A 25,043-nucleotide genomic window follows, 5' to 3' on the forward strand; every position below is an offset into this window, starting at 1 on the left:
TAATAATAAAAATGCCTGGTGTGCAATTATTTTGACCGGCTATTACCATATCAAAAACACGCTTGCTTATATAAGCAAGCGTGTTCGTTTTATATATTTTGTGATAAGTTTGCTTTCGCCGCTAGTTCAGCCTGAGGCGTGCGCCAGAGCTGCGTCCATTTTTGAATCGCGGCAATCATAATAATGAGACCGAGTATAAGCATGATGATTGAAAGAGTCGCATTTAATATGCTGTAACCTGCCGCAGCTTCATTTAAATACACATTCTTAACCATCCAATAACCCGCGTAGTTAACCGTTACGTAAAGGTAGGCTAGTGGAATAAGACAAGTAAGCATATAGGAGCGCTTATCTGCAATTCTAAGAATAACGGTTGCACCAATAATTAAACCAATGGATGCCATTAACTGATTCGATACGCCGAACAGCGCCCAAACTGAGCCAATATCTCCTGAGAACAATAAGTATCCCCACATAAAACAGGCTAGGGCACTTGCAAAAATGGACCCAGGAAGCCAGTCTACTCGCTTCAATGGCTTATAAAATTCACCGAAAAAGTCTTGAATTAAATAGCGGGAAACGCGTGTACCCGCGTCGATAGCAGTCAAAATAAACACTGCTTCAAACATAATAACGAATTGAAAAAAGTAAGAAGACAGGTGGCTGAACCAAGGAATTTCCGTGAAAATATACGTCATTCCTACAGCCAGTGTAACAGCGCCGCCTGTACGGCCTTCTAAGTTTAGGCCAATTTCTTGGCTAAGCTGAGGAAGAGCCGTTACGTTCATGCCAAGCGTTTTGAATACTTCAGGTGTAGAGTTGATTGCAAAATAGTCTCCAGGATGTAAAGCAGTTGCGGCAATTAATGCCATAATTCCTACTAAGCATTCGACTAACATCGCGCCGAAGCCTACAACTTTAATGTCACTCCAACGATCGAGCATCTTAGGGGTTGTTCCTGAACCAACAAATGCATGGAAGCCAGAAATAGCACCGCAGGCGATCGTAATGGAAATAAACGGCCACACAGGTCCTGCTAAAATAGGGCCGCCTCCGTGAATAAATTCAGTAACTGCAGGAAATGGAATTGCTGGATTTACGAAAAACACGCCTACAATCAGCGCGATAAAGACACCAATTTTCATAAAGCTGCTTAAGTAATCTCGAGGTGCTAAAAGCAGCCAAACGGGCAAGGCCGCTGCAAAAAATGCATAAACGGGAAGAATAATTGAAAGTGTTTTAATATCTAGCGTTAAAAAATCTCCTAAAGCTGTTCCTTGAATATAAGGACCGCTAAATACGGCGATTAAAATTAAAATGAAGCCGACGGTAGAAGCCGCTTTTAAATTACCTGTTTTTTTGTGGTAAATACCTACCCCCATTGCGATCGGAATGGTAATTCCAACAGCGAATGTACCCCAAGGATTTTTCTCAAGGGCGTGTAACACGACCATAGATAAACCGGCCATTGTAATGGTAATGATAAAAAGCATAGCTAAACCTGTACAAAAACCAGCGACGGGTCCTAGCTCTTTTTTAGCCACTTCTGAAAGCGACTGGCCTTTTTGGCGCATAGATGCAAATAACACAACTGCATCGTGAACGGCTCCTCCGATTACAGCTCCGATTAAAAGCCAGAGCAGTCCGGGCAAATAGCCAAACTGAGCTGCTAAAATAGGTCCAACAAGCGGACCCGCAGCTGCAATAGCTGCAAAGTGATGACCAAATGTTACCCATCGATTGGTTGGCACGTAATCTTTTCCATCTTCAAGCTCATGTGCCGGCGTTTTTTGCGCATCGTTTAGTTTCAAGACCTTAACAGCCATGAATGTTCCATAAAGCCGATACGCAATCATTAAAATACAGATAGATCCAATAACAATCGTAACCGCATTCATTACAAATCCCCCTATCCCTTAGTTGTCTGATGTTTGTACTACTACACAACGTTATGTAATTGTGTGTTCCCCTTACAACTTTCATTATAAAAGAAGAAAGCGCTTTTATCACCAGTTTTTCCCTTAATTATTTAAAAAATTAGAAAGTTCAAATTCCCTTTGAAAAACTATAAGACTTTTCACATAATCTCTGCTATAATTTTTAAAAAAATTAGTACGCATTTAGGTGTTTTTAGTTAGGGAGATGAAATGAGTGAACCATCGTCAAGAGTTACAAAATAGCAAGCGTATCGTAGTCAAAGTAGGGACATCTACGTTGACCTATGATAACGGAGATATTAACTTAGCACGCATTGAAAAACTAGCGCGTGTGTTATCTGATTTAATGAATGCAGGAAAAGAAGTTGTGCTTGTTACATCAGGTGCCGTTCAAGTGGGAGTAAAAAAACTAAAGTTAAAAGAAAAGGCAACTTCTATTCGAGAAAAACAAGCAGCAGCCTCTGTCGGGCAGTGTGAGCTTATGCATATCTATAGTAAATTCTTTGGTGAGTATAGTCACATTGTTGGTCAAGTACTGTTAACAAAAGATGTAATCGAAGATGAACATGTGCGCAATAACGTTGTGAACACGTTTGAAAAATTAATTGAAGACAAAGTGATTCCTATTGTGAATGAAAACGATACAGTTGCCATCGATGAGATTGAAAACATCGTGCGTTTTGGAGATAACGATAATTTATCCGCCATTGTTTCAGTTTTGATTCACGCAGATTTACTTGTTATTTTATCTGATATTGACGGTTTCTTTGATTCAGATCCCACAAAAAACCCTAACTCTAAATTAATGAAAGTAATAGATGGCATCACGCCGGAGCTTGAGAATTTTGCTGGAGATAGTGGAACTGACGTTGGAACAGGCGGAATGGTCACAAAGCTGACTGCTGCTAAAACAGCTACAAGTGCAGGCGTGAGCTTAATCCTAGCAAATGGGAAAGAACCAAGTATTTTGCGAGATATTATTGAAGGCCAAGAAATTGGAACGTTATTCTTAAAACAAGCTGAAGGAGTAATGAAATGAGTGAATTGCAGCTTAAAGGAAAGCAGGCAAAAGAAGCCTCTTATTTCTTAGGAAATGTAACGAGCGAACAAAAACAGCAGGCACTTTATAAAATGGCGGCTGCTTTATTGGATCAACAAGAAACGATTTTAAAAGCAAATAAATTAGACGTAGAAAAAGCCGTTCAAAAAGGCACGTCAAAAGCGATGTTGGATCGCCTATCTTTAAATGAAGAGCGGATTCATGGAATGGCAGACGGCCTGCGCCAAGTAGCTGCGCTTGCAGATCCGGTAGGAGAAGTGCTGTCTATGGCCAAACGACCAAATGGCTTACAAATTGGGCAGCAGCGTGTACCTATTGGTGTCATAGGAATTATTTATGAAGCGCGTCCAAACGTTACATGTGATGCAGCAGGCTTATGCTTAAAAGCAGGAAATGCGGTTATTTTGCGCGGAGGCAGTGAGGCATTTCATTCGAATCAAGCGATTGTTTCTGTATTATCCCAAGCTGCGGCAAGTGCAGGATTTCCTGAGCATAGCGTACAGCTTATTGAAGATACGTCGAGAGAAACAGCACTGGAGTTAATGAAGCTAAATGAATATATCGATGTATTAATTCCTCGAGGCGGTGCTGGTTTAATTGAAGCGGTGGTAAAAAATGCAACGGTTCCTGTTATTGAGACAGGAACCGGGAACTGCCACATTTATGTTGATGAAGAATATGACCGTGACATGGCAGCCAGTATTGTCATTAATGCAAAAACATCTCGTCCAGCGGTGTGCAACTCAGCCGAAAAGCTGATTATTCATGAACGGGCGGCTCATGAATTTTTGCCGATTATTGTTCAAGCGCTACGAGAGAAAGATGTAGAAGTACGCGGTGATGAACGTGCGCTCACAATCGTTCCAGATCTTGTTCCAGCAGGGGATGAGGATTGGAAGAAAGAATATTTGGATTTCATCATGGCAGTTAAAATCGTAGATGACATCGATGAAGCGATTTCCCATATTAATGTTCATAGTTCACATCATTCTGAAGCGATTGTAACAACAAATTATGCTCATGCTCAGCGTTTTTTACAGCGCGTTAATTCAGCTGCTGTTTATGTGAATGCTTCGACGAGGTTTACGGACGGAGAAGAGTTTGGTTTCGGGGCAGAAATCGGAATTAGTACACAAAAGCTTCATGCGCGTGGACCAATGGGATTAAAGGAATTAACAACATTAAAATATATTATTTACGGAGATGGACAAATTCGATAAAAAGAAGAGGCTGGGACGAAAGTATTTTAGACAAAGTAAAACCGAACCATTGATCAAAATTTTTGATTAGTGGTTCGGTTTTTTTGTTAGGGTGAACATAGTTTTCATCTGTTTAAATTCTTCTAGTAGTTGATTGGAGGGCGAGATGAAGACTCCCGCGGAAAGCGAAGTCTTGCACGGAAATCAACTACGGTGTCATAAGCCGTTTAGCTCATGTATCCCATTTGTTTTTCTTTAGATTGGATTCATTTAGTTATACCCCAACCTCTTCCCTTACTTCCATATATGTTCAATTTCTTCAAGTGACTTTCCTTTTGTTTCTGGCACCCACTTCCATATAAACAAAAATGAAGCGATACACATAATCATAAAAGATAAAAAGGTAAAAGATCCTCCAGCTTTGTTCCAAAGAATAGGAAAAAACTGAGACACAAACCAATTAGCTATCCACAAGAAAAAGGTAGAAATAGACATTGCATAGCCTCTCGCATGATTAGGAAAAATTTCAGAAATCACAACCCATACAACAGGTCCCATAGAAATATTAAAAAGAAATAAATAAAAAACAATAAGTAAACTAGTAGTCAAGCCTTCAGTACCCTGTGAATGAAATCCAAAAGAAACGAGAAGCTGCGTAACGGCCATACCGGCTGTGCCAATAAGTAATAAAGCTTTGCGGCCAATCCGGTCGATAAGCCACATGGAACAAAGAACGCCTAAAAAGGCAGCTACACCAATCATAGACGTAACAAGGAGCGATAAATCTCCTCTAGCTCCAGCTGCTTCAAAAACTTGCGGGGCGTAATAAATAATGGCATTGATTCCGACAAGCTGTTGAAAGGCTGCAAGTAGAATACCAATAAGCAACGCTTTTCGAAGGCCTGCCTCTTTAAAAAGCGAAAGAGAAGCCGGTTGATTTTCTTTTAACGATTGCTCAATATGATACAGCTCTTGGCGTGCAATGTGTGTACCATTGATTTTAATTAAAATGTCCATAGCTTCTACAGTGCGGTTTGCTTTTACTAGCCACCTCGGACTTTCAGGAACAGGAGAAAGGATAAGAAGAAATAAAAGAGCTGGAATCCCAGAAGCACCGATAATGTAGCGCCATCCTGTGGAATTCTGCCATGCGTCTTCCCCAATAGATAAAATGTAGTCATTTACAAAATAGACAGAAACAATCCCAACGGCAACAGCAAATTGATAAAGAGAGCCTAAGCGGCCGCGCATGTGCGGAGGGGCTATTTCAGAAATATAGGTAATAGAAAGAACGGAGGCCATACCAATGCCTAGCCCTCCAATAATTCGAGAAATAATCACAAAAGAGATGGTTGAAGATAGCGCTTGCATAATTGCGGATACGATAAATAAAGAAGCTGCTAAAAGCAAGATACCTTTTCTACCGAATCGATCACTCAGTTTTCCTGAAGAAAGTACCCCAACGGCACCCCCGAGCAGCAAACTGGATACAACAAAACCTACCATCGTTGGACTGAGATTAAAATGCACTTCCATCAACCCAATAGCCCCTGAAATGACGGCTGTGTCATAGCCGTAAAGTAACCCTCCAAAAGCAGCTGCACATGAAATGAAAATAACAAAAAATAGATTTCCTTTTTGCTCCTTATACTCGTCAGAAGTTACTTTTACTATCCCCATATAAATTCCTCCTTTGAATCGCGTTCACTATTTTAATTTAAAAAAACGTTATACGTAAAACGTTTTCATAAAAGATGTTTTTATGTTAAACTAAAAATTGTAAATAATCAAACTATTTTTTAACTTTTATATGAATTATGTACGTTTTGTTATCAATCAATAGGGAAGAAAAAGTAAGGGGGAAGAGAAATATGGCGTTTATTCAATGTGATTTTTTTTCAGAAGTATTGCAAATAAGTACTTCAATGAACGTTTTGATACCGCAGCAAACAAAATCTCAGATTGGTTTACAAACCAATACAAGAAGTGAGAAACACCCTACGCTCTATTTATTACACGGTCTTTCTGATGATCATACGATATGGATGAGAAGAACTTCGATTGAACGCTACGCATCAGAATTAGGACTTGCAGTTGTAATGCCAAATGTAGATCGTAGCTTTTATAGAGATATGGCTTATGGAAAGAAGTATTGGACGTTTGTAACAGAAGAACTTCCTCAATTGGCTAGGTCATTCTTTCCGTTATCGGAAAAAAGAGAAGATAATTTTGTGGCTGGTCTTTCTATGGGAGGGTACGGCGCTTTAAAATGGGCGTTTCGCAAACCACATCAATTTTCTGCAGCTGCCAGTTTATCAGGAGTGATGGACATTGAAGGGCTTGGAGAGCGAGGGGAAGTTCAGTTCCTAGATTATCCTTTGATTTTTGGCATCCCGCCTGTTATTAGACCTGAGGATGATCTTTTCTGGCTGCTTGAAAATCGCCGGCGCTATGGAGAAGTGACTCCGCGTATTTATCAATGCTGTGGAACGGAAGATTTTTTATATCAGGAAAATAAACGTTTTTCCGAGCGATGTAAGCAAGAGCCTATTTGTTTTACATATGAAGAAGGAAAAGGAAGTCACGACTGGGCATATTGGGATCAAAAAATTCAAGATGTGTTAAAGTGGCTGTTTAGTGAAAAGTAGGGAAGGTAGTTTTGGGTGGTTCCGACTTCTAGTAGTATAATAAAGAAAAATGTTTACTTGGTCGATAGACTAAAAGGAAATAGGAGTCGGTACGAATGGGGAGAAAAAAAGTCACGATTACAGAAGTAGCAAAAGAAGCGGGTGTTTCATTAGCTACGGTATCAAGAATCTTCAATAATAAAGACGGTAAAATTAAAATCAGTGAAAAAACAAAACAAAAAGTACTAAAAGCAGCAGCTCATTTAGGGTATCAGACAAATCCATTTGCGGCAGCTCTGCGGGCCCAAAAAACAGGGATTATCGGGATATTAATTAGAGATTTAAAAGACCCATTTTTAATCGAGCTGTTAAAAAAGGTACAGCAGCAAGTTCAAAGTCGAGGGATGGACGTTCTTATTGGACATACGGATTACCAAGAAACAACGGCTGAGCGTCAATTAAATGTGATGATGAATCATTGGTTTGATGGAGTCATTTTATTAGATTATGTAGCCGCTCCGCATCCGTTTGTAGACGTATTAAAACAATATCAAACGCCTTACGTTTCTCTTACAGGAGACGGCTCTTCTGCACTTTGGCCAATTGTACATGTAGATGATGCGGTGGGAATACAATTAGCTGTTGCTCACTTAACGGACCTTGGCCATAAGAATATCGGGTTCGTTGGAAAAGCTGTAAGCGGAGTCGAGCACCGTCTGTCTCTGTTTTATCAGTATGTACCGTCAGCAAACGCAAAGTTTGTGAAAGAAGATATGAATAACTCAGATGAACTATATCAGTTTATAAATGAGCTAGCTCATCATCCAGAGCCCCCAACTGCGCTTATTTGTGCTACGGATTACATTGCTCTGAAAGTGATACACTGTGCGTGGCAAAACGGACTTCACGTTCCAGCGGATTTGTCTGTTATAGGGTTTGATGATATTACAGAAGCTAGTGAAGCGCAACCTCCGCTAACAACCATCCGTCAACCGATGGAAAAAATGGCTGAAAAAGCAGTAAACCTCTTACTTCAGCAAATTCAGGGTCAGCAAGAAATAGATCAGGTACAGTATAAAATGGCACCTGTATTAGTAGAGCGTGAGACCACAAAACGTATGAATTGATAAGGAATGTATATACTATTCCTGAAAGTGTGAGACAAAAAGTCCACACTTTTTTGCATTAACCATTGCGTCCACTTCCCTCTTTCTTATACACTGTATGCTGTAGGGGAAAAAACCAAGCTTTAATATGTTTGGAGCGATTTGATGACACAACAAAAATTAGATAAATATGAAATTATGGACGTTAGCTTACTAGCAGGTAAAATTATGTTAGAAAGCGGAGCAGAAACGTATCGAGTAGAAGACACAATGATGCGGATTGCAGCGTCTTACGGTATAAAAAAATCCCACAGCTATGTGACGCCAACAGGGATTATGTTTTCACTTGAAACGAAAGAACCGACGAAAACGAAGTTAATTCGTATTTCCGAACGAACGACCGATTTAAAAAAAGTAACTATGGTAAATAGCGTCTCAAGAACCATCAGTCAAGGAAACATCTCCTTGGAGGAAGCGTATGAAATGCTACAAGAAATTGAAGCAACGAACGTAGCTTTTCCACTATGGGTTCAACTTGCAGCTGCATCCATTTCTAGCGGATGCTTTTTAATCATGTTTCAAGGTTTATGGACGGACTTTATTCCAGCGATGTTTTCAGGAGGTCTCGGATTTTTAACCGTGGTGTATTTCCACCGTCTTATTCCGATTCGCTTTTTTGCTGAGTTTACCGCTTCGTTAGTTATTGGACTTTTATCAGCTCTTTTAGTCGCTTCAGGACTAGGAACGCAAATTGATAAAATTATTATTGGATCCGTTATGCCTCTCGTTCCTGGGTTATCGATTACCAATGCAGTGCGAGATTTAATGGCGGGACATTTACTGTCTGGATTATCAAAAGGAGCAGAAGCGTTTCTGACGGCATTTGCTATTGGTGCAGGTATTGCCATTGTATTTACGCTTCTATAGAAGGGAGGCATCATATGCATATCGTAGAGCAGATAATTACAAGTTTTATTGCTTCAGCAGCGTTTGGGATCATTTTTAATGTTCCACGTGAATCATTATTAAAAAGTGGCTTTGTCGGAATGATTGGCTGGCTCATTTACTATTTGCTAACGTTCTATGGTGTAGATGAAATTCCAAGCACTGTAGCATCGGCCTTTTTTATTGCTATTATTAGTCAAATTTACGCAAAAATTTATCGTACGCCGATCATTATTTTCACCGTAGCAGGTATTATTCCGCTCGTTCCAGGGGGAACAGCATACGATGCCATGCGTAACTTTGTAGAAAATAATTATAATGAAGCGATTAGTCTTGCAGCAAAAGCCTTTATGATTTCAGGTTCAATTGCCATTGGTATTGTATTTTCTGAAGTCATTAACCAAATCATTCGTCAATCTAAATTAAATGCGAAAGCAAAATATCGACCGTAGAGAAGCAAGCTCAAATCAGAGCGTGCTTTTTTTATGAAAAAATAAAGAGATCCTTCCCTTTTTTGTCACAAGAAAGTCACGTTTTAGTCTAAAAACGTTCAAAAAATGTACGTGCACAGCTAAAAAAATAGACTATACTATGTAAATAGAAAGAGAGACATTACACATGTTTGTGAAATGTTGAGCATATTTCTCGAATTGTTATGCTCAATGTTTCACAATATAAGTAAAAGATGCTCAGAAATGAGCAAAGTATCTATGGAAATGATGAATGTTCTTATATATGAAAGGAGAAAGAAGATGGATACAGTCATACTATCACGTATTCAATTTGCATCAACGACGCTGTTTCATTTTATCTTTGTACCGCTGTCTATCGGCCTTGTCTTTTTAGTAGCGATCATGGAAACGATGTACGTAGTAAAAAAAGATGAACAGTATAAAAAGATGGCAAAGTTTTGGGGGCACTTATTCCTGATTAACTTTGCTGTCGGAGTCGTAACAGGTATTTTACAAGAATTTCAGTTTGGCATGAACTGGTCAGAGTACTCAAGATTTGTAGGAGATGTATTCGGTGCGCCGCTCGCTATTGAAGCACTGCTCGCGTTTTTTATGGAGTCCACTTTCCTTGGACTGTGGATTTTCGGGTGGGATCGTTTGCCTAAATGGCTGCACTGTCTATGTATTTGGCTTGTTAGTCTAGGTACTATCTTTTCAGCGTTCTTTATTTTAACGGCTAATTCTTTTATGCAGCATCCGGTCGGAATGGAGCTAAATAATGGCCGTTTAGAAATGAATGACTTCTTTAAATTGTTAACGAACGGTCAGCTGTGGGTCGAATTCCCTCATACAATTTTAGGTTCGTTTGCAACAGGCGCCTTTTTTATCACGGGTGTCAGCGCTGTTATGCTCTTGAAGAAAAAACATGTGGCTTTTGCTAAAAAATCATTTCAAGTTGCTATCCTTGTAGGGCTAGTTTCAGGTGTAGGAATTGCACTATCTGGGCATGAACAGGCCGGATATTTAGTTAAAACACAGCCGATGAAAATGGCCGCAAGTGAAGGATTATGGGAAAACAGCGGAAGTCCAGGTGCTTGGACAGTAACAGCAAATATTCACCCTGATGAAAAGAAAAATACGAGTGAAATCAAAATACCTTACTTATTAAGCTTCTTATCATACGGTAAGTTTTCAGGCTCCGTTCCTGGAATGAATGAGCTGCAGCAGCAGTATACGGCGAAATATGGAGAAGGAAATTATATTCCACCCGTTCGAACAACGTTTTGGAGTTTCCGCATTATGGCTGGTCTAGGTGGCGTATTATGTGCATTAGGCATTTGGGGTACGTACTTGCTTTCTCGTAAAAAACTTCAAGAAAGCAAACTATTTTTACGTATTATGACGATTGCCATCGCCTTTCCGTTCCTTGGAAGCTCAGCAGGTTGGATTATGACAGAGATTGGCCGTCAGCCTTGGGTTGTATTTGGCTATATGAAAACCGAAGATGCCGTGTCTCCTGGTGTAACAGCAGGTGAATTGCTATTTTCTATTATCTCGTTTTCGTTCTTTTACTTAATTTTAGCTGTGATTATGGTGTTCTTGTTCGTTAAAGAAATTAAAAAAGGTCCAGATCACGATCACGAAGCACATACAAAAGTAACATCAACTGATCCGTTTACAAAGGAGGGATACAATGTTTTCTCTTAATGAATTCTGGTATTTGCTAGTATCCATTCTGTTTGTTGGTTTTATCTTTTTAGAAGGCTTTGATTTTGGGATTGGAATGGTGTCTCACTTTTTAGGAAGAAACGACTTAGAGCGACGAGCTTTTATTAATACAATCGGTCCTTTTTGGGATGCAAATGAAGTTTGGTTAATTTCAGCAATCGGTGCTATGTTTGCCGCTTTTCCAAACTGGTATGCAACGCTATTAAGCGGGTCATATGTTCTTTTTGTTCTTCTGTTGCTTTCGCTTATCGGACGCGGTGTAGCATTTGAATTTCGAGGAAAAGTTGAAAAACAAGCGTGGAAAAATGCGTGGGATTGGGTTATCTTCTTTGGAAGTCTTTTTCCACCGCTCATTTTCGGCATCTTATTTTCAGCACTAATGAAAGGATTGCCTGTTGAGCGCAACATGCAAATGAATGCCGGCTTTTCGGATATTGTGAATCTATATACCATAACGGGCGGCGTGACGCTAACGATGCTTTGCTTATGGCACGGACTTATTTTTGCGACGATCCGTACGATGGATGACATTAGAGATCGTTCACGAAAAGTTGCCATGAAGCTTTTGCCTGTTAATGCCTTGCTGCTTCTTATTTTTTCAGGCATGACGTTTTTTGAAACAAATTTATTCAGCAATCATAGCCGCTTGATGCTATACACATTTTTTATCGGTATTTTCGTGTATTTACTAGCAGGATTTTTCCTTACACGGAAAAAAGACGGATGGGCCTTTGCTATGTCTGGCTTAATTTTAATTTTATCAATTTCCTCTATATTTGCAGGATTGTTTCCAACCGTTTTGGTTAGTTCAGTCAATGAAAGCTATAGTTTAACGATTCATAATGCAGCATCAGGGAATTATTCCTTGAAAATTATGTCTTACGCTGCTATTGCGTTACTGCCTTTTGTGTTAGGTTATCAAATTTGGAGCTACTACGTTTTTAGAAAACGTGTAGATCATAAGGAGCATATGGAGTACTAATGGGTAGAAATTTAATGGTTTACAACGGAATAAAAATGGTTCTTGCCGTGTTAATAGGGCTTATTACTATTCAAAGTGTAGCCATTATTTTTCAAGCTAAGTGGCTTGCCGAAGTAATTACTGCTCTTTTTCATGGTGAAAGTTTAACTTCGCAGACAAAAGCAATCGGATTGTTTTTGTCTGCCTTTATGATTCGTCAGATCGTAAGTTTTATAGTGAAAAAAACAGCATATCAATTTGGAGTCAAAACGACTCAGGAACTTCGTTTGACGGTCATGAAAAGCATTTTTGCACTCGGACCGCGCTTTACCAAAAATGAAGGGACAGGAAACTTGGTGACGCTCATCACCACAGGCCTACAGAAGCTTCGCGCTTATCTTGAGCTGTTTTTGCCTAAACTGGCCGCCATCAGCGTTACACCTTGGCTAGTGCTCGCTTTCGTTTGGTATCAAGATCGGCTTTCAGGCATTATTTTGCTTGTAACTATGCCAATTTTAATTTTATTTATGATTTTACTTGGACTGGCTGCCCAGAAAAAAATAGATAGCCAATGGGAGACGTATCATGTGCTGTCCAATCACTTTGTAGATTCGCTTCGAGGATTAGAAACGTTAACATTTCTCGGGAAAAGTAAGGAGCATGCTGAAACGATTGGAAGAGTCAGTGACCGCTATCGAAAAGCGACAATGGGAACGCTCCGAATTGCTTTTTTATCTACGTTTGCTTTAGATTTCTTTACGATGTTATCTGTAGCCATCGTGGCTGTTATGCTCGGTTTGCGGCTAGTGAACGGTTCGATGACGTTAGAGCCTGCACTTATGATTTTATTGCTGGCGCCTGAATACTTCCTGCCGATACGGGAAGTCGGAAACGATTATCATGCAACATTAGACGGAAAAGAATCCGGAGATGCATTAATTAAGATTGTAAAGCAGGCTGAAAAACCGTCGGCTAAAGAAGAAGATGTTCCTGATTGGACGGAAAACAGTGAAATTCAATTGCGTCATATCACCGTAAAATATGACGAAGAGCAGCCGCCTTCTCTTGAAGATGTGTCACTTCATGTTAAAGGAAGTAAAAAAATTGGGATTATAGGAAAAAGCGGAGCTGGAAAATCGACGCTTATTGATATACTGAGCGGCTTTGTACAATTTACAGAAGGGTCTGCTGAAGTAAACGGCGTGCCGGTTGATTTACGCTCAGATGCTTGGCAAAAGCAGATTACGTATATCCCTCAGCACCCATTTATTTTTAATGGAACAGTGAAAGAAAATATTGAATTTTATCAGGATAGAGGCGGTTCTTATGATTATGAAGATGCCTTAACGAAAGCAGGACTTTTATCTACGATTCAACAGATGCCTAAGAAGGAAAATGAAGTGATAGGAGATGGAGGACGGCAGCTTAGCGGCGGCCAAGCTCAAAGGATTGCCCTAGCTAGGGCGTTTCTGAGCGATCGCCCTATTATTATGCTTGATGAACCAACGGCGCAAGTAGATATTGAAACGGAATATGAATTAAAGCAAGATATTTTAACGATGTTTCAAGACAAGTTATTTATTTTAGCTACGCACCGTCTGCATTGGATGAAAGATATGGACCTCATTGTTGTAATAGAGAACGGAAAGGTTGCAGAAGTCGGCAATCATCAAGAACTGATTCGAAAAAAAGGAGCTTACTATCAATTTTTACATGAAGAGGAGGAGATATGATGAAATATAAAAGTTGGATATGGCCCTACTTTAAAACGTATAAATATCGTATCTTTTCTATCTTATTACTAAGCTTGTTAACGATTGGTTCTGCTTGTGCGCTAATGTTCACATCAGGTTACTTGATTTCAGCTTCTTCCTTACGTCCAGAAACAATCTTACTGGTGTACGTTCCCATTGTGCTTGTGCGTACATTTGGTTTAAGTCGAGCCGCCTTTCGTTATGCGGAGCGTCTTGTTAGTCACGATTTTATTCTTCGCATTTTAGCTAAGATGCGTACACGTCTTTATCATTTGATTGAACCGTTAGTTGCTACATCCCGCTATCGAACGGGAGATGTTTTAGCGGTTCTCGCTGAAGATATTGAAAGTTTACAAGACTTGTTCTTGCGTACCATTCTTCCAACAATCTCAGCTGTTATTTTATACGTTATTTCGATTGTAGCTTTAGGATTCTTTAGCCTAAAGTTTGCATGTTTGATTGCCATCTATTTATTTTTATTAGTAGTAGTGATGCCGCTTTTTTCCCTTTGGCATATGAAAGCGGCCAATCAGCGATATAAATCAAGCAAAGCACAGTTATATGCTAAGGTCACAGACGGGTTTTTAGGAGTTGCTGATTGGGTGTTAAGCGGTCAGCAGCAGTCATTTTTTCATTCGTATAACAAAACAGAAGATGAGCTAGACCGCATGGATCGTAAGCTTAAACTATGGACGTATTACCGAGAATTGATTGGCCAAGTTATTGTAGCAGGTTTAATTGTCACAATGATTTGGTTTGGGGCTTCTCTTTTTGCAGACAAAGAGCTTGCAGGTGTTTTTATTGCTGCTTTTATTTTAGTAGTATTTCCTTTATCTGAAGCACTGCTGCCGGTATCTAATGCAGTAGAAAAAATTCCTCAATTTGAAGAGTCATTAAATAGAGTGCAGGAAATGGAAAAGAACTGGGAATCTGTGAATGAAAAGAAAAAACATACTCTTTCCCTACCTTACAAAGGTTCATGGGACTCGGTTAGCTTAAAAGTCGAGCATGTAAGCTTTCGCTATAGCAATGAGGAAGAGTCAGTCATTCATGATCTTTCATTTCAAGTCGAGCAAGGGAAAAAAATTGCGATTCTTGGCAAGAGCGGAGCTGGAAAGTCGACTCTGTTAAAGCTGCTGCAAGGCTCCTTATTGCCTACAGAAGGTACAGTTCAACTAAACGGTCAGTCTGTTGCTGAAGTTCGTGAAGATGTACCAAAACTCATCTCTGTATTAAATCAAAATCCTTATTTATTTAATACAAGCGTAGCAAACAATTTATTACTAGCTAATGAAGAGGCTACAAAAGAAGAGGTAATTGAGGCAATGAAGCAAGTCAATATGCACTCCCTTGTGGAAGGTTTGCATCAAGGATATCAAACGTCCATGCTCGAAACAGGTCAGCGCTTTTCAGGAGGAGAACGTCAGCGGATTGCGTTAGCACGTGTTCTACTTCAGCGTACGCCAATTGTTATGCTGGATGAGCCAACTGCAGGGTTGGATACCGTGACTGAAAAGAGTTTGTTATCCACTATCTTTGAAACTCTTCACGACAAAACTTTAATTTGGGTTACACATAATTTAGTTGGGATGGAAAAGATGGATGAAATCTTATTCCTACAAGATGGAAAGATAGCCATTCGCGGAACGCATGAGGAATTACTTGCTACGAACAGTCACTATCAAAAGCTATATGAATTGGATCATCCGGCAAAAAGCCTTTAGCAGCAGCTAAAGGCTTTTTACTATTTTATACTAAAGTGAAATTCGACAAACATGAGTAAGATATGTGTCGAACGAAGGAAAATAGCTTGGATTCAAAGAGGGGAGAGGCGTTTAGCATTTTTGAAAAAGTGGTAAAACAAGGTAGTGTTTGTTTCTTCCTGTATAACATCGGTTTATTTTAGGGAAAATATATACACATTATGCGAACGAGAGAAGGAAGATACAATGGAACCTATGCTTGTACATATCACACTTGTAGTGGGACTAGGAGTTCTATCTCAGTGGCTGGCTTGGAGATTTAAGCTACCAGCAATTGTCGTGATGTCGATTATCGGACTGCTAACAGGCCCTATTTTAGGTTTAATTGATCCTAAAGCACAGTTTGCTCAGCTTTTTGATCCTTTTGTATCGATTGCTGTAGCTGTTATTTTATTTGAAGGCAGCTTGAACTTAGACATGAGAGAGGTAAGAGGAATCGAAAAGCCCGTGTTTCGCATTGTGACACTGGGAGCCATGCTAGCTTGGATGTTAGGCTCTTTAGCTGCTCATTATATAGCGGATTTATCCTGGGCGGTGGCAATTGTTATCGGAGGGCTTTTTATTGTGACGGGTCCAACCGTAATTTTACCTCTTTTACGACAAGCTAAATTAAAACCAAAACCAGCAGCGATTTTAAAATGGGAAGGTATTATTGTCGATCCATTTGGTGCACTGTTGGCCGTTTTTTCGTTTGAAATTGTTCAATTTTTAGTGCTGAGAGAAGTGAGTGGAAAAACAATTCTCTTTTTCTTCGTAGCCTCTATTATTGCCGTTTTAATAGGATGGATTCTTGGCCGCGGAATAGGATGGATGTTTCAAAAGGGGCATATTCCAGAGTATTTAAAATCTCCGGTCGTATTTATTGTCGTTATTGCCTGCTTTACAGTAGCTGATGAAATTAAGCATGAAACAGGTCTTCTAGCAGTAACAGCGATGGGGATTACCCTTGCTAATATGCATATTTCGTCTATTAGTGATATGCGACACTTTAAAGAGAATATTTCGGTTCTATTAACTTCTACTATTTTTATTATGTTAACGGCTGGACTGACGATGAAGACCATTACTGAAATTTTTCATTGGAATATTATTTTGTTTGTTTTACTTATGCTGTTTATTGTCAGACCGGTCTCCATCTTTTTATCAACGGTAGGCACAGATTTATCTATAAAAGAAAAAATACTGATTGGCTGGATTGCCCCGCGCGGAATTGTGGCGTTAACGGTCTCGAGCTACTTTGCGAAAGTACTAATTGATGAAGGATTTAAAGATGCTTCCATCCTAACAACGCTGACATTTGCTTTAGTGTTTGCTACGGTTTGTGCACACGGTTTTTCTCTTTCATGGCTAGCTAAGAAGCTTGATTTATCAATTGGAGAAGAACCTGGTATTTTGCTTGTAGGAAGCAATGATTTTACGGTTGCCTTTGCAACGAAGTTAAAACAGCTAGGCTATCCAGTATTAGTTGCTGATTCTTCGTGGGAGCGGTTAAGAGTTGCGCGCAGAGCGGAGGTAAATGTTTATCACGGAGAAGTACTAGCTGAGCAAACGGAATATCATCTAGACTTAACTCCTTATGAATATGTGATTGCTGCAACTGAGTTAGATGCATATAATGCGCTTGTTTGTACTGCTTTTCTTCAAGATATGGGGCGGAACAATGTTTTTCAATTGAGCATTCGTGACCAAGAAGATTCAAGAGAAGATGTTGATGAAATTATGCACACAGTAAGAGGACGTATGCTCTTTAAGAAAGGAATTACGTGGGAGTTTCTGCATCATAAAATGGAGCACGGATATACGATTTACAATACAAAAATTACGGATGAATATACGTTTGAAACATATCTTGAGGAGAAAAGCGATGATTCTCTTTTACTAGCAGTGAGCAAGCAAGGAAAGGCATTGAGTTTTTTTGCTCATGATCAAGAAATAAACGTTAATGCGGGTGACACGGTGTTAAGCCTTCAGCCATTAAAAAGATAAAAAAACAGGCCGTTAATGACCTGTTTTTTTTATGCTTGTCTTTGTTTAAAATGAATGACGAACAGATAAGCAGCAGCTGCTGCAAAATAGATAGTAACGGCTGGTGCGGTGAAGACATGCCCAGCTACAAAAGCAATTCCAAGAGCTAATACAATTGCTGTACTATACATCATAAAGCTTTCATCAAGAAGCTGTGATGGGTCTTTAAATAATCGAACCAACACGGTTAAACCAACTACTAGAAGTGGAAGAACCCATAGTAAAAATCCGATGATACCTAAAGAGAAAAACAAATCATAAAAATCCATTTCAATCATCTTTGGCGGAAGCTGCTTTGTATAGTCTCCAGAAAAGCCCATACCTATCATTTTTCGTGCAATAGGTGCTTTTGCATACTCTTCCTTATGATGAGCTAAGAATTGCTCACGGCTGCTTAGAATCAGATTTTGAATATCTTTGTCATCTAAATTTGATTCCTTTTGTTTTTTCTTTTTAGCCGGCTTTTCTTTTTCTTTCTTTTCTGGCTTTTCTTTCTCTGTTTTCTCTTTTTTAGCCTCTAACATATCGATGTGCGTATAAGTGTTTTTATAAGCTGGAGAAATCGGAGTAGTTGCTCCGGTTACAATTAAAAGCAGAATTGAGATTACTAAGTTGGCTTTAATTAAGCTGCGTTTATTCGTAAATAATTTTGCAAATAAGACAACTGTTGCTACAACTAAAGAAAGAATAACGGCACCTAAGCCTACTTTCGTTCCAAGCATGATGGACGAAACGGCTAACAAGATAAAAGGAATCCAGTAATAAGCTTTTGAAAACGAACGTACTTTATCTAAAGCTAAAAGCAGTGTGAGAGGAAGCAAAATAGCAATGGTTGCGCCTAGCTCATTCGCTGCATAAAACCAGCCTTTAAACCCAATTTTATTATACTGATAACTCTCTAGTGCTGTACCCGTTAGCATTGTACCGATAAAAACAATACTGATGATGAGTGAAGCAGTTAATAAGTTTTTGCTCAGTATTCTTTTTACATCCACAGATGATCGATAATGTGAAAATATCACAATCATTCCAAGCAGCGTAACGTTCATATAAACAACTTTATTGAAAAATTTAATTTCTTGCCCAATATAATAAGGATCTTTCCATTGATGATTTAAGTAGATGTTGAGTCCAAGAAAGAGTGCAAAAACAATAAGGTAGATAATCGAATATCTAGCCCATTTTGATTGTTTGGCAAACACTAAAAGTAGGACACCTGCAAAAATCATATATAGAAAGCGAATAACAACCCCAATTGAGAGACCACTATCCATGTTCAAAACCATGTACGTCGTTAGCATATCAATAATCGGCTGAATTGAAATAAAACCAACGAACAGAAAAAATAACCAGTATGTGTTCTTCATATAGTACTCTCCTGTTTTACGTGAATTAACGTTTTCTTTTAACTAAAAGCATAACACCTTCTACTCTGCATAATAGCGTCGACATTAAGTATACTAAACCACCTGCAATACAGACAATACCAAATCGTAAGATAACATGTAATGAATTCAAAAATGCGATGTCCTTTAAGAAGAACATGACGATCGCAACAGGTACGGAAGCTAAAAGAATTTTTCCTGTTTCTTTTACTAGATATCCGTAATGGAAGTGATTGATTTGTTTTGCCAGCATAACGAATACGATAGCCGTATAGAAAAAGGCAACTACTGACATGGAAAGTGCTAATCCTTGGTATCCCATAAATTTAGTGAAAATCATGTTAAAGATGATATTTAACACAATGGATAATAAGCCTGCTCTCATAATAAGATAACCTTTTTGAAGAGAATAAAATCCTTTTGCAAGAACAGCTTGCAGGGAATAGAAAAACACCGAACCTAGGTAATAATAAGATACATCTGTTGTTTTTAACGTCGAATGTGCGTCAAATGCACCGCGCTGGTAAGCAATCATTACAATGTCTTTCATATAAAAGATCATGATAACAATCGTCGGAATCAGCAGCATCAGCATAAACGTAATCCCTTTTTCAATTCCTGATTTAAAGCGCTCTTCATCTTTTTCAGAAATGGCTCTTGCAATCAGCGGATAAATAATGGTTGCGACCGTAACCCCGAATATTGCCTGGGGAATACTTACAAGTCTGAAAGCATAATTCAAGTATGAAATAACGCCTTCACCAAAGGAACCGGCAAAGAAGAAGTTGACAGTTAAATTAATTTGACCGACCATAATGGTTACACCAACAGGGATGAATACTTTATAAAAAGCCACCACTTCATCACGGTCAATTTTTTGCTTCCATAACAGCAGATGCTGCGGTTTAAAATAGACAACTTTAATTAAGAAAGAAGCAATAGTTCCTATAAAATAGCCAAGAGCAATTGCATAGCCGCCCATAATTGAATGTAATAGGATTGTACTTAAAATTGTAAATAATACAACAACCGTTTGAGAAAACACAGAGAAAGAATATTGACTTCGTGCATCAAATACACCTTCGTATACGGCATTCACTCCAACTAGTGAAAGAGATAAAAAGTACATAACGCCCGTATAAATTCCTAGTTCAATTGCTGCTTTAGAAAAATTAGAATACGAAGCGGGAAAGTAAAAGAAAGCCGCAATTGATCCGAGAACCGAAATAATGAAACAAATAAGAAAGGTTGATTTAACAATATTAGTCAAATGAACCTTTCCTTTATTTTCTTTTTCATAACGTAAATAACTAGGAATAAACGCATCCTTCATCCCCGTTAACATAAATAAAATAAAAGCATTTGGAATAATCATTGCTGCGTTGTATGAATCGACAATATAACTTGTACCGAAATAGTTAGCAATAACTAAATCACGAATCATACTAGAAAATTTCAAAAATAATGTTGATATGAGCAGTAAAATGCTCGCGAATTTTAAGTTTTTCATGCGAAACTCCTACCTTTTCAAGTTATCTCATCAACTATTAGCAATAAAGAAGCATCCGACAATTAGAAGAATACAGCCGATAACTTGTTTTGTTGTAACTTTTTCTTTAATTAAAAAGTAACCGAATGTTAATGTCCAAATGTACGTAATAGACGTGAGCGGAAATACAATAGAATAAGGTAACAGCGTTAAAACATACACATTAAGCAGAGCTGCCGCCCCGTAAAAAAGGCCGCCACCCACAAAACAAATAAGCGCTAGCTTTATCTTTTTTTCATTTAAATACGTAGAAATATACTTGAAAAAGACAGCTCCAACTGAACCTAAAAGAGTCATAATAATTAAAAGTGGGATACTATTCATCTTGGCCACCTACTAAAATTACACCTACGATAATAATAAGAGTACCGACCAGCTTCATAGGGCTAATGGTTTCATTTAATAGAAAGAAACCAAGAGCGATGCTGATGACATATCCTAGGCTTAAAAATGGATGAAGCAAGGAAACTCTTTCAAATTTAAAAGCGGCAATCATAAACACCGCTCCTAATCCATAAAGGAAAAAACCAATAATTAAATTTAAGTTAAATGAAGCTTCGGACAACTTCCAAAAAAGTTGTCCAACAGCTGTAAACAGGGAAGCCACGATAATGAGTGTGATTCCTAGCTTTTTGTTATAATTGCTCTCCATCAGGAGGTCACATCCTTTTCTTTCTGATCAAATCGGATAAAAGGAAGACCAATAAAGAAGAAAGACACAAATACGCTTGCTAATAAATATCGAAAATCTTGAGCCGGCAGTGCCGCAAGAACAGAAAGCGTGTTAAGTGCCCAAGGAATGACAATAATAAGGGACGTAATTCCTCTTCGAATCACTAGCATTAATGAAAATAATAAAATGACACAGTGATAAAAAGCTGGTTTCCATAAGAATGTAAAAACAGGGTGCTTAAAAATAGCTAAGTAAGCATTGGCAGTATGTGTAATAAACGGCTCGATTACTTTATTTTTAAGACCTAAATCATTGCCGTAATAAATGTTGGTTACGTACGTATCCGTGTAGCCATCTTTAAAAGGATTGATTTGCCATACTAAAGCTGTTTGTTTGAGAAAGCCTTCCGTTGCTAGATAAGGATTTTTGATGACAATGCTAGCATAGTTCTTAAAGTAAAGGCCTAAATCATTAAAAATAAACTCGCGGTCGTAGTATTTCCACGTGAATTTAATTGGATCGCTTTTGTATGGATTATACTTTTCTTTCCACAATTCAATAGGGAGCACTTTATTAAAATATTCGCGCTCTTCTTTTGACATCTCTCCATCATTTGAAATGATGTTTGCAATTTGTTGAGTTGGAATAGACAAAGCTTCATTTGGATCTGAAGGTTTTACATCAAGCCACGTGAACACAGGGCCTGTAACAATCTTTTGTAAAATAAAGACGACTAAGAAAATCGTGACAAGAGGTTTCCAATTTTTTCTGAATAAGACAATCATTAAAAGGAAAGTCAAAACAAATACAGGAAAACCATTATGTCTAAAGAAAGCTACTCCAAATGCGGAAAGTAAAAGTAAGAAAAAGCTCGCTTTACTTTTAACCCAAGCACCTTTTGACAGATAAATTTTTGCAATGTTAACCGTAAAAAACAGCAGAAAAGCACTGTATAAAATGTCTTTCCAAATAATAATTGAAAAGATTAAGAAGCTTGGAATAATGACAATAATAGCTGTTAAAAGTCCAATCATAACAGGATGTGCTTTGCGTTTAATGAAAAAGTCAAATGTATAGGCGTATATGCTCACTACAACAACAATTTGCGTGAACGCTACAATTCCTGGGTTATCCCATATTTTTGTCAGCAGCATAATGAGCCACGTAATCATAATAGGGTGCCAATCGTTAAATTCTCCGTTATGTGCCTGTCTCCACTGTGCTAATGAATCAGGAGTCATGGCCGCTGGGAAAAAGGCGAACCAGTAATATAGACTAACAGCTAAAATAAGAATCGTAACAATTCCTAGATAACGCTTTGGGTGTGCAAATGTGTAGTGAAAATCGTTTATCTGTTTGATAGCGCTGAGTACAGCGGCCGTCAGCAGCATTGCCAATAAAGTACGGCTGATGGCATACAAAACGAGTGAAAAAATAGTTGAGCTCGTCATATGTAAGTTATCTAAAAGTGAAAACTGTACGATAAACGAAAAAACAATCAGCAATAGCCATTCTAGCGGTTTAAATGAAGCATAAGCTCTATTTTTATAAATAAAAATAGAGCTTATGATGGTAAATACAAGTGCAGCAAAAAGGGAAAGATAGTGAACACCGTCTGGATTACCAATACTTAAACCGATAAGAATAATTAAAGCTGTTACTGTAAGCAGTAAAATACTTTTTTTATTCTTCATCATTGTTATTCTCCTACTTGTTCAATCTGTTCAATTTTTTTATTTAGTTCTAATTCATATTGCTTGCGATTTAATGAAGCGATTGTATCTAGAATTAATCCACAGACGAAAGATAAAACACCTAACACCATCAATCCAGTTGCTAAGATAGATGAAGGTACTTTGGTAATAAAGCCTGTATCAAAAAATTCATAAAGTACCGGAGCACCAACAGCTAATCCTGCGACAATAAACAACACTGTCCAAATGGAGAAGAACTGAAGCGGCTTGTACTCTTTAAATAACGTAAAAATCATTCGTAACACTTTAAATCCATCAGAGAACGTATTAAGTTTCGATTCGCTGCCTTCAGGTCGATCGCGATAATCGATCGCGATTTCTTTTAGGCGGAATCGTTTATCTAACGCGTGAAGACTCATTTCTGTTTCAATCTCAAATCCTGGGCTCATCACAGGAATTGATTTTACAAATAATTTATCGTACGCACGATAACCTGTCATGATATCTTTAATGTTACTTTTGTACAGGCCGTTAATTAAAGAACGTACTAAGTTGTTACCAAAATTATGGAAAGCACGTTTGTTTTCTTCGAGATACGTTCCGTTTGATAAACGATCTCCAATGACCATGTTAGCTTCTCGATTTCTGATAGGCTCAATTAACTGATGAACAAATTCTGCAGGATACGTATCATCCCCATCTACCATGACATAGCAATCTGCATCAATTTCTTGGAACATTGAGCGTACAACGTTTCCTTTTCCTTGCTTGAATTCTTTTTTGACGATTGCGCCGTGTTCAAGTGCAATTTCACTTGTACGATCTTTTGAATTGTTGTCGTATACATAAATATCTGCACTAGGCAGTTCGCGTTTGAAATCGTCAATTACTTTTCCAATTGTTACTTCCTCGTTATAACAAGGAATTAAAACTGCGACTTTCATTTTTCCACCTCATCAAAAAAAATTGTTGGGAGCTGTTCAGCAATTACATCTACTGTGTAGCGGTTTGCTGTTTGTAACGCCTGTTGAGACATTTGCTGTTTCACATCTTCAGGAAGATTAATAAAAGCCTGTAGCTGTGAAGCTAGTTCGTCTACATTTTTAGGCTCAAAGAATAGACCATTCTTTCCGTCTATAATGTAATCTTTTAGACCACCAATCTGACTCCCAATTACGGGTGCTCCGCAAGCCATAGCTTCGAGGCCGACTAAGCCCAAACTTTCTCCTTTTCTTACGGTCGGAAACACGAATGCTTCAATCGCATTATATACGTAAGCAAGAGAGGACTGAGGAAGCAGAGGGAAATGGATGACTTTTTCCTCTAGACCTAGAGTCTGGATCATTTCCTTAAATGCAGCTTCGTCTTTTCCGCTTCCAACGTATAGGTATTTGTAAGAAGTGGGCGTTTGTTGTTCAGCTTTTGCAATTGCTTGAAGGTAGTATTCCCATCCTTTACCCACATCAATGCGGCTTACACATCCAATATAACGGATAGTAGGGTCCAAATTTAGTTCTTGATAAGCTTTGCTTTTATCTGCATAAGGATGAAACAGATCTTTATTCACTCCTCCGCTTGGAAAAATATAGATTGGGTTATGCACCTTATATTTCTCTTCAACGAGCCCTTTATAGTAGGGAGAAGGAGTAATAATTTTAGTGGAATGGTGCAATAAGTCATTTACTCTAGGCTGATATTTTTCCTGTGAAGCTACTTCAGGTACAACATCTGAACCATGCACGTTTGTCACAATCTTCACATTCTTCTTTAGCTTTTTGAGAATCAGCAGCGGAAGAGCATTATGAGATGCATAATGTACGTAAAGATAGTCGTAGTTTTTTGTTAAGCCCGTCACAATGACATTAGCATAATGAGAAGCATAGCTAAAAAGCTTGCTCAATTTGCTTGTCTTTTTTTGCATGACAATTTTATCAACTTGAATACCATGTTGAACTAAAATTTTTTCAGTGTTTTGAACAAATACACCATAGCTCGGGAATTGTTCAGAAGGATACATATTTGAAATCAACAAAATTTTCATGATTGTTTCACACCTATTTTTCTTTATTAGTTTATGATAATGACAACGGGTGTTCATTTAAATAGAGCTTACATGTATCATCTTACTATTAAGTTGAGCGATTTCATTGATAAACATGCAAAAATGGGTTGCATATCGTCAACA

At 38.3% G+C, this 25,043-nt stretch carries 20 protein-coding genes; 11 read left to right on the top strand and 9 right to left on the bottom strand.

The features are described 5' to 3' along the window. Positions 1–89 precede the first annotated feature (89 nt). Positions 90–1,898: a carbon starvation protein CstA gene (cstA, locus tag ACRPLQ_RS19845; protein ID WP_014457699.1), complete on the bottom strand. Its 1,809-nt coding sequence runs from the start codon at positions 1,896–1,898 to the stop codon at positions 90–92. Positions 1,899–2,151: 253 nt separating this feature from the next. On the opposite strand from cstA, the gene proB reads away from it, so the two are divergent. Beyond that, positions 2,152–2,976 carry a glutamate 5-kinase gene (gene proB, locus ACRPLQ_RS19850; RefSeq protein WP_165635072.1) on the top strand — a complete coding sequence of 275 codons (825 nt, stop codon included), beginning with the start codon at positions 2,152–2,154 and terminating at the stop codon, positions 2,974–2,976. Next, the gene (locus ACRPLQ_RS19855) at positions 2,973–4,217 is read left to right on the top strand and encodes a glutamate-5-semialdehyde dehydrogenase (protein ID WP_099331354.1); all 1,245 of its coding nucleotides are present in this window, start codon (positions 2,973–2,975) and stop codon (positions 4,215–4,217) included. The genes proB and ACRPLQ_RS19855 overlap by 4 nt, the downstream gene beginning before the upstream one ends. Before the next feature lie 273 nt (positions 4,218–4,490). Here the strand turns inward: ACRPLQ_RS19855 and ACRPLQ_RS19860 are convergent, their stop codons facing one another. Further along, positions 4,491–5,876, bottom strand: a complete 1,386-nt coding sequence (locus ACRPLQ_RS19860; RefSeq protein WP_048021674.1) for a sugar porter family MFS transporter — start codon at positions 5,874–5,876, stop codon at positions 4,491–4,493. A 191-nt stretch (positions 5,877–6,067) separates the two neighbouring features. Between ACRPLQ_RS19860 and ACRPLQ_RS19865 the strand changes: the two genes are divergently transcribed. The 9 genes from ACRPLQ_RS19865 (at position 6,068) to ACRPLQ_RS19905 (ending at position 17,518) form a co-directional block, all read left to right on the top strand. Continuing rightward, positions 6,068–6,844, top strand: a complete 777-nt coding sequence (locus ACRPLQ_RS19865; protein WP_099000259.1) for an alpha/beta hydrolase — start codon at positions 6,068–6,070, stop codon at positions 6,842–6,844. A gap of 95 nt (positions 6,845–6,939) precedes the next feature. After that, on the top strand, positions 6,940–7,950 hold the full coding sequence (locus ACRPLQ_RS19870; RefSeq protein ID WP_099331352.1) for a LacI family DNA-binding transcriptional regulator: 1,011 nt from the start codon (positions 6,940–6,942) through the stop codon (positions 7,948–7,950). A gap of 144 nt (positions 7,951–8,094) precedes the next feature. After that, a complete protein-coding gene (locus tag ACRPLQ_RS19875) occupies positions 8,095–8,856 on the top strand; it encodes a threonine/serine exporter family protein (RefSeq protein WP_013085528.1) in 762 nt (253 codons plus the stop codon). Between the two features lie 14 nt (positions 8,857–8,870). After that, positions 8,871–9,326 (top strand): threonine/serine exporter family protein, encoded by a 456-nt coding sequence (locus ACRPLQ_RS19880; RefSeq protein WP_013059882.1) that lies wholly within the window; start codon positions 8,871–8,873, stop codon positions 9,324–9,326. Between the two features lie 300 nt (positions 9,327–9,626). Further along, positions 9,627–11,033 (top strand): cytochrome ubiquinol oxidase subunit I, encoded by a 1,407-nt coding sequence (locus tag ACRPLQ_RS19885; RefSeq protein ID WP_028411940.1) that lies wholly within the window; start codon positions 9,627–9,629, stop codon positions 11,031–11,033. Continuing rightward, positions 11,020–12,036, top strand: coding sequence for a cytochrome d ubiquinol oxidase subunit II (gene cydB / locus ACRPLQ_RS19890; RefSeq protein WP_432236252.1), 1,017 nt, complete (start codon positions 11,020–11,022; stop codon positions 12,034–12,036). Before ACRPLQ_RS19885 ends, cydB begins: the two co-directional genes overlap by 14 nt. Beyond that, the gene (cydD, locus tag ACRPLQ_RS19895; protein WP_099000257.1) at positions 12,036–13,748 is read left to right on the top strand and encodes a thiol reductant ABC exporter subunit CydD; all 1,713 of its coding nucleotides are present in this window, start codon (positions 12,036–12,038) and stop codon (positions 13,746–13,748) included. Before cydB ends, cydD begins: the two co-directional genes overlap by 1 nt. After that, positions 13,748–15,493 (top strand): thiol reductant ABC exporter subunit CydC, encoded by a 1,746-nt coding sequence (gene cydC, locus ACRPLQ_RS19900; RefSeq protein WP_223546275.1) that lies wholly within the window; start codon positions 13,748–13,750, stop codon positions 15,491–15,493. Before cydD ends, cydC begins: the two co-directional genes overlap by 1 nt. A 225-nt stretch (positions 15,494–15,718) precedes the next feature. After that, positions 15,719–17,518, top strand: a complete 1,800-nt coding sequence (locus ACRPLQ_RS19905) for a cation:proton antiporter (RefSeq protein WP_289578602.1) — start codon at positions 15,719–15,721, stop codon at positions 17,516–17,518. A gap of 29 nt (positions 17,519–17,547) precedes the next feature. Here ACRPLQ_RS19905 and ACRPLQ_RS19910 read toward each other — a convergent pair whose 3' ends face one another. Genes ACRPLQ_RS19910 through ACRPLQ_RS19940 form a run of 7 tightly spaced genes read right to left on the bottom strand, consistent with a single transcriptional unit; the run spans position 17,548 to position 24,899 of the window. Further along, positions 17,548–18,924, bottom strand: coding sequence for an O-antigen ligase family protein (locus ACRPLQ_RS19910; RefSeq protein WP_289578600.1), 1,377 nt, complete (start codon positions 18,922–18,924; stop codon positions 17,548–17,550). 25 nt (positions 18,925–18,949) lie between these two features. Next, positions 18,950–20,452: a murein biosynthesis integral membrane protein MurJ gene (gene murJ / locus ACRPLQ_RS19915; RefSeq protein ID WP_013059875.1), complete on the bottom strand. Its 1,503-nt coding sequence runs from the start codon at positions 20,450–20,452 to the stop codon at positions 18,950–18,952. Between the two features lie 30 nt (positions 20,453–20,482). Beyond that, positions 20,483–20,815, bottom strand: a complete 333-nt coding sequence (locus ACRPLQ_RS19920; RefSeq protein ID WP_014457712.1) for an EamA family transporter — start codon at positions 20,813–20,815, stop codon at positions 20,483–20,485. After that, entirely contained in the window at positions 20,808–21,143 is a 336-nt protein-coding gene (locus tag ACRPLQ_RS19925) for an EamA family transporter (RefSeq protein ID WP_013059873.1), read from the bottom strand. The genes ACRPLQ_RS19920 and ACRPLQ_RS19925 overlap by 8 nt, the downstream gene beginning before the upstream one ends. Then, positions 21,143–22,861: a DUF6020 family protein gene (locus ACRPLQ_RS19930; protein ID WP_116739825.1), complete on the bottom strand. Its 1,719-nt coding sequence runs from the start codon at positions 22,859–22,861 to the stop codon at positions 21,143–21,145. The genes ACRPLQ_RS19925 and ACRPLQ_RS19930 overlap by 1 nt, the downstream gene beginning before the upstream one ends. Before the next feature lie 2 nt (positions 22,862–22,863). Next, on the bottom strand, positions 22,864–23,802 hold the full coding sequence (locus tag ACRPLQ_RS19935; RefSeq protein ID WP_013059871.1) for a glycosyltransferase family 2 protein: 939 nt from the start codon (positions 23,800–23,802) through the stop codon (positions 22,864–22,866). Continuing rightward, on the bottom strand, positions 23,799–24,899 hold the full coding sequence (locus ACRPLQ_RS19940; RefSeq protein ID WP_328172963.1) for a glycosyltransferase family 4 protein: 1,101 nt from the start codon (positions 24,897–24,899) through the stop codon (positions 23,799–23,801). The genes ACRPLQ_RS19935 and ACRPLQ_RS19940 overlap by 4 nt, the downstream gene beginning before the upstream one ends. Positions 24,900–25,043 lie beyond the last annotated feature (144 nt).

It is taken from the genome of Priestia sp. TRN 1309 (assembly GCF_050846875.1).
GTDB lineage: Bacteria > Bacillota > Bacilli > Bacillales > Bacillaceae_H > Priestia > Priestia zanthoxyli.

Bases quoted from the DNA above. Each gene is read 5' to 3' on its own strand.
- cstA (WP_014457699.1), bottom strand. From the start codon at position 1,898: ATGAATGCGGTTACGATTGTTATTGGATCTATCTGTATTTTAATGATT.
- ACRPLQ_RS19855 (WP_099331354.1), top strand. From the start codon at position 2,973: ATGAGTGAATTGCAGCTTAAAGGAAAGCAGGCAAAAGAAGCCTCTTAT.
- ACRPLQ_RS19860 (WP_048021674.1), bottom strand. From the start codon at position 5,876: ATGGGGATAGTAAAAGTAACTTCTGACGAGTATAAGGAGCAAAAAGGA.
- ACRPLQ_RS19865 (WP_099000259.1), top strand. From the start codon at position 6,068: ATGGCGTTTATTCAATGTGATTTTTTTTCAGAAGTATTGCAAATAAGT.
- ACRPLQ_RS19870 (WP_099331352.1), top strand. From the start codon at position 6,940: ATGGGGAGAAAAAAAGTCACGATTACAGAAGTAGCAAAAGAAGCGGGT.
- ACRPLQ_RS19875 (WP_013085528.1), top strand. From the start codon at position 8,095: ATGACACAACAAAAATTAGATAAATATGAAATTATGGACGTTAGCTTA.
- ACRPLQ_RS19880 (WP_013059882.1), top strand. From the start codon at position 8,871: ATGCATATCGTAGAGCAGATAATTACAAGTTTTATTGCTTCAGCAGCG.
- ACRPLQ_RS19885 (WP_028411940.1), top strand. From the start codon at position 9,627: ATGGATACAGTCATACTATCACGTATTCAATTTGCATCAACGACGCTG.
- cydB (WP_432236252.1), top strand. From the start codon at position 11,020: ATGTTTTCTCTTAATGAATTCTGGTATTTGCTAGTATCCATTCTGTTT.
- cydD (WP_099000257.1), top strand. From the start codon at position 12,036: ATGGGTAGAAATTTAATGGTTTACAACGGAATAAAAATGGTTCTTGCC.
- cydC (WP_223546275.1), top strand. From the start codon at position 13,748: ATGAAATATAAAAGTTGGATATGGCCCTACTTTAAAACGTATAAATAT.
- ACRPLQ_RS19905 (WP_289578602.1), top strand. From the start codon at position 15,719: ATGGAACCTATGCTTGTACATATCACACTTGTAGTGGGACTAGGAGTT.
- ACRPLQ_RS19910 (WP_289578600.1), bottom strand. From the start codon at position 18,924: ATGAAGAACACATACTGGTTATTTTTTCTGTTCGTTGGTTTTATTTCA.
- murJ (WP_013059875.1), bottom strand. From the start codon at position 20,452: ATGAAAAACTTAAAATTCGCGAGCATTTTACTGCTCATATCAACATTA.
- ACRPLQ_RS19920 (WP_014457712.1), bottom strand. From the start codon at position 20,815: ATGAATAGTATCCCACTTTTAATTATTATGACTCTTTTAGGTTCAGTT.
- ACRPLQ_RS19925 (WP_013059873.1), bottom strand. From the start codon at position 21,143: ATGGAGAGCAATTATAACAAAAAGCTAGGAATCACACTCATTATCGTG.
- ACRPLQ_RS19930 (WP_116739825.1), bottom strand. From the start codon at position 22,861: ATGATGAAGAATAAAAAAAGTATTTTACTGCTTACAGTAACAGCTTTA.
- ACRPLQ_RS19935 (WP_013059871.1), bottom strand. From the start codon at position 23,802: ATGAAAGTCGCAGTTTTAATTCCTTGTTATAACGAGGAAGTAACAATT.
- ACRPLQ_RS19940 (WP_328172963.1), bottom strand. From the start codon at position 24,899: ATGAAAATTTTGTTGATTTCAAATATGTATCCTTCTGAACAATTCCCG.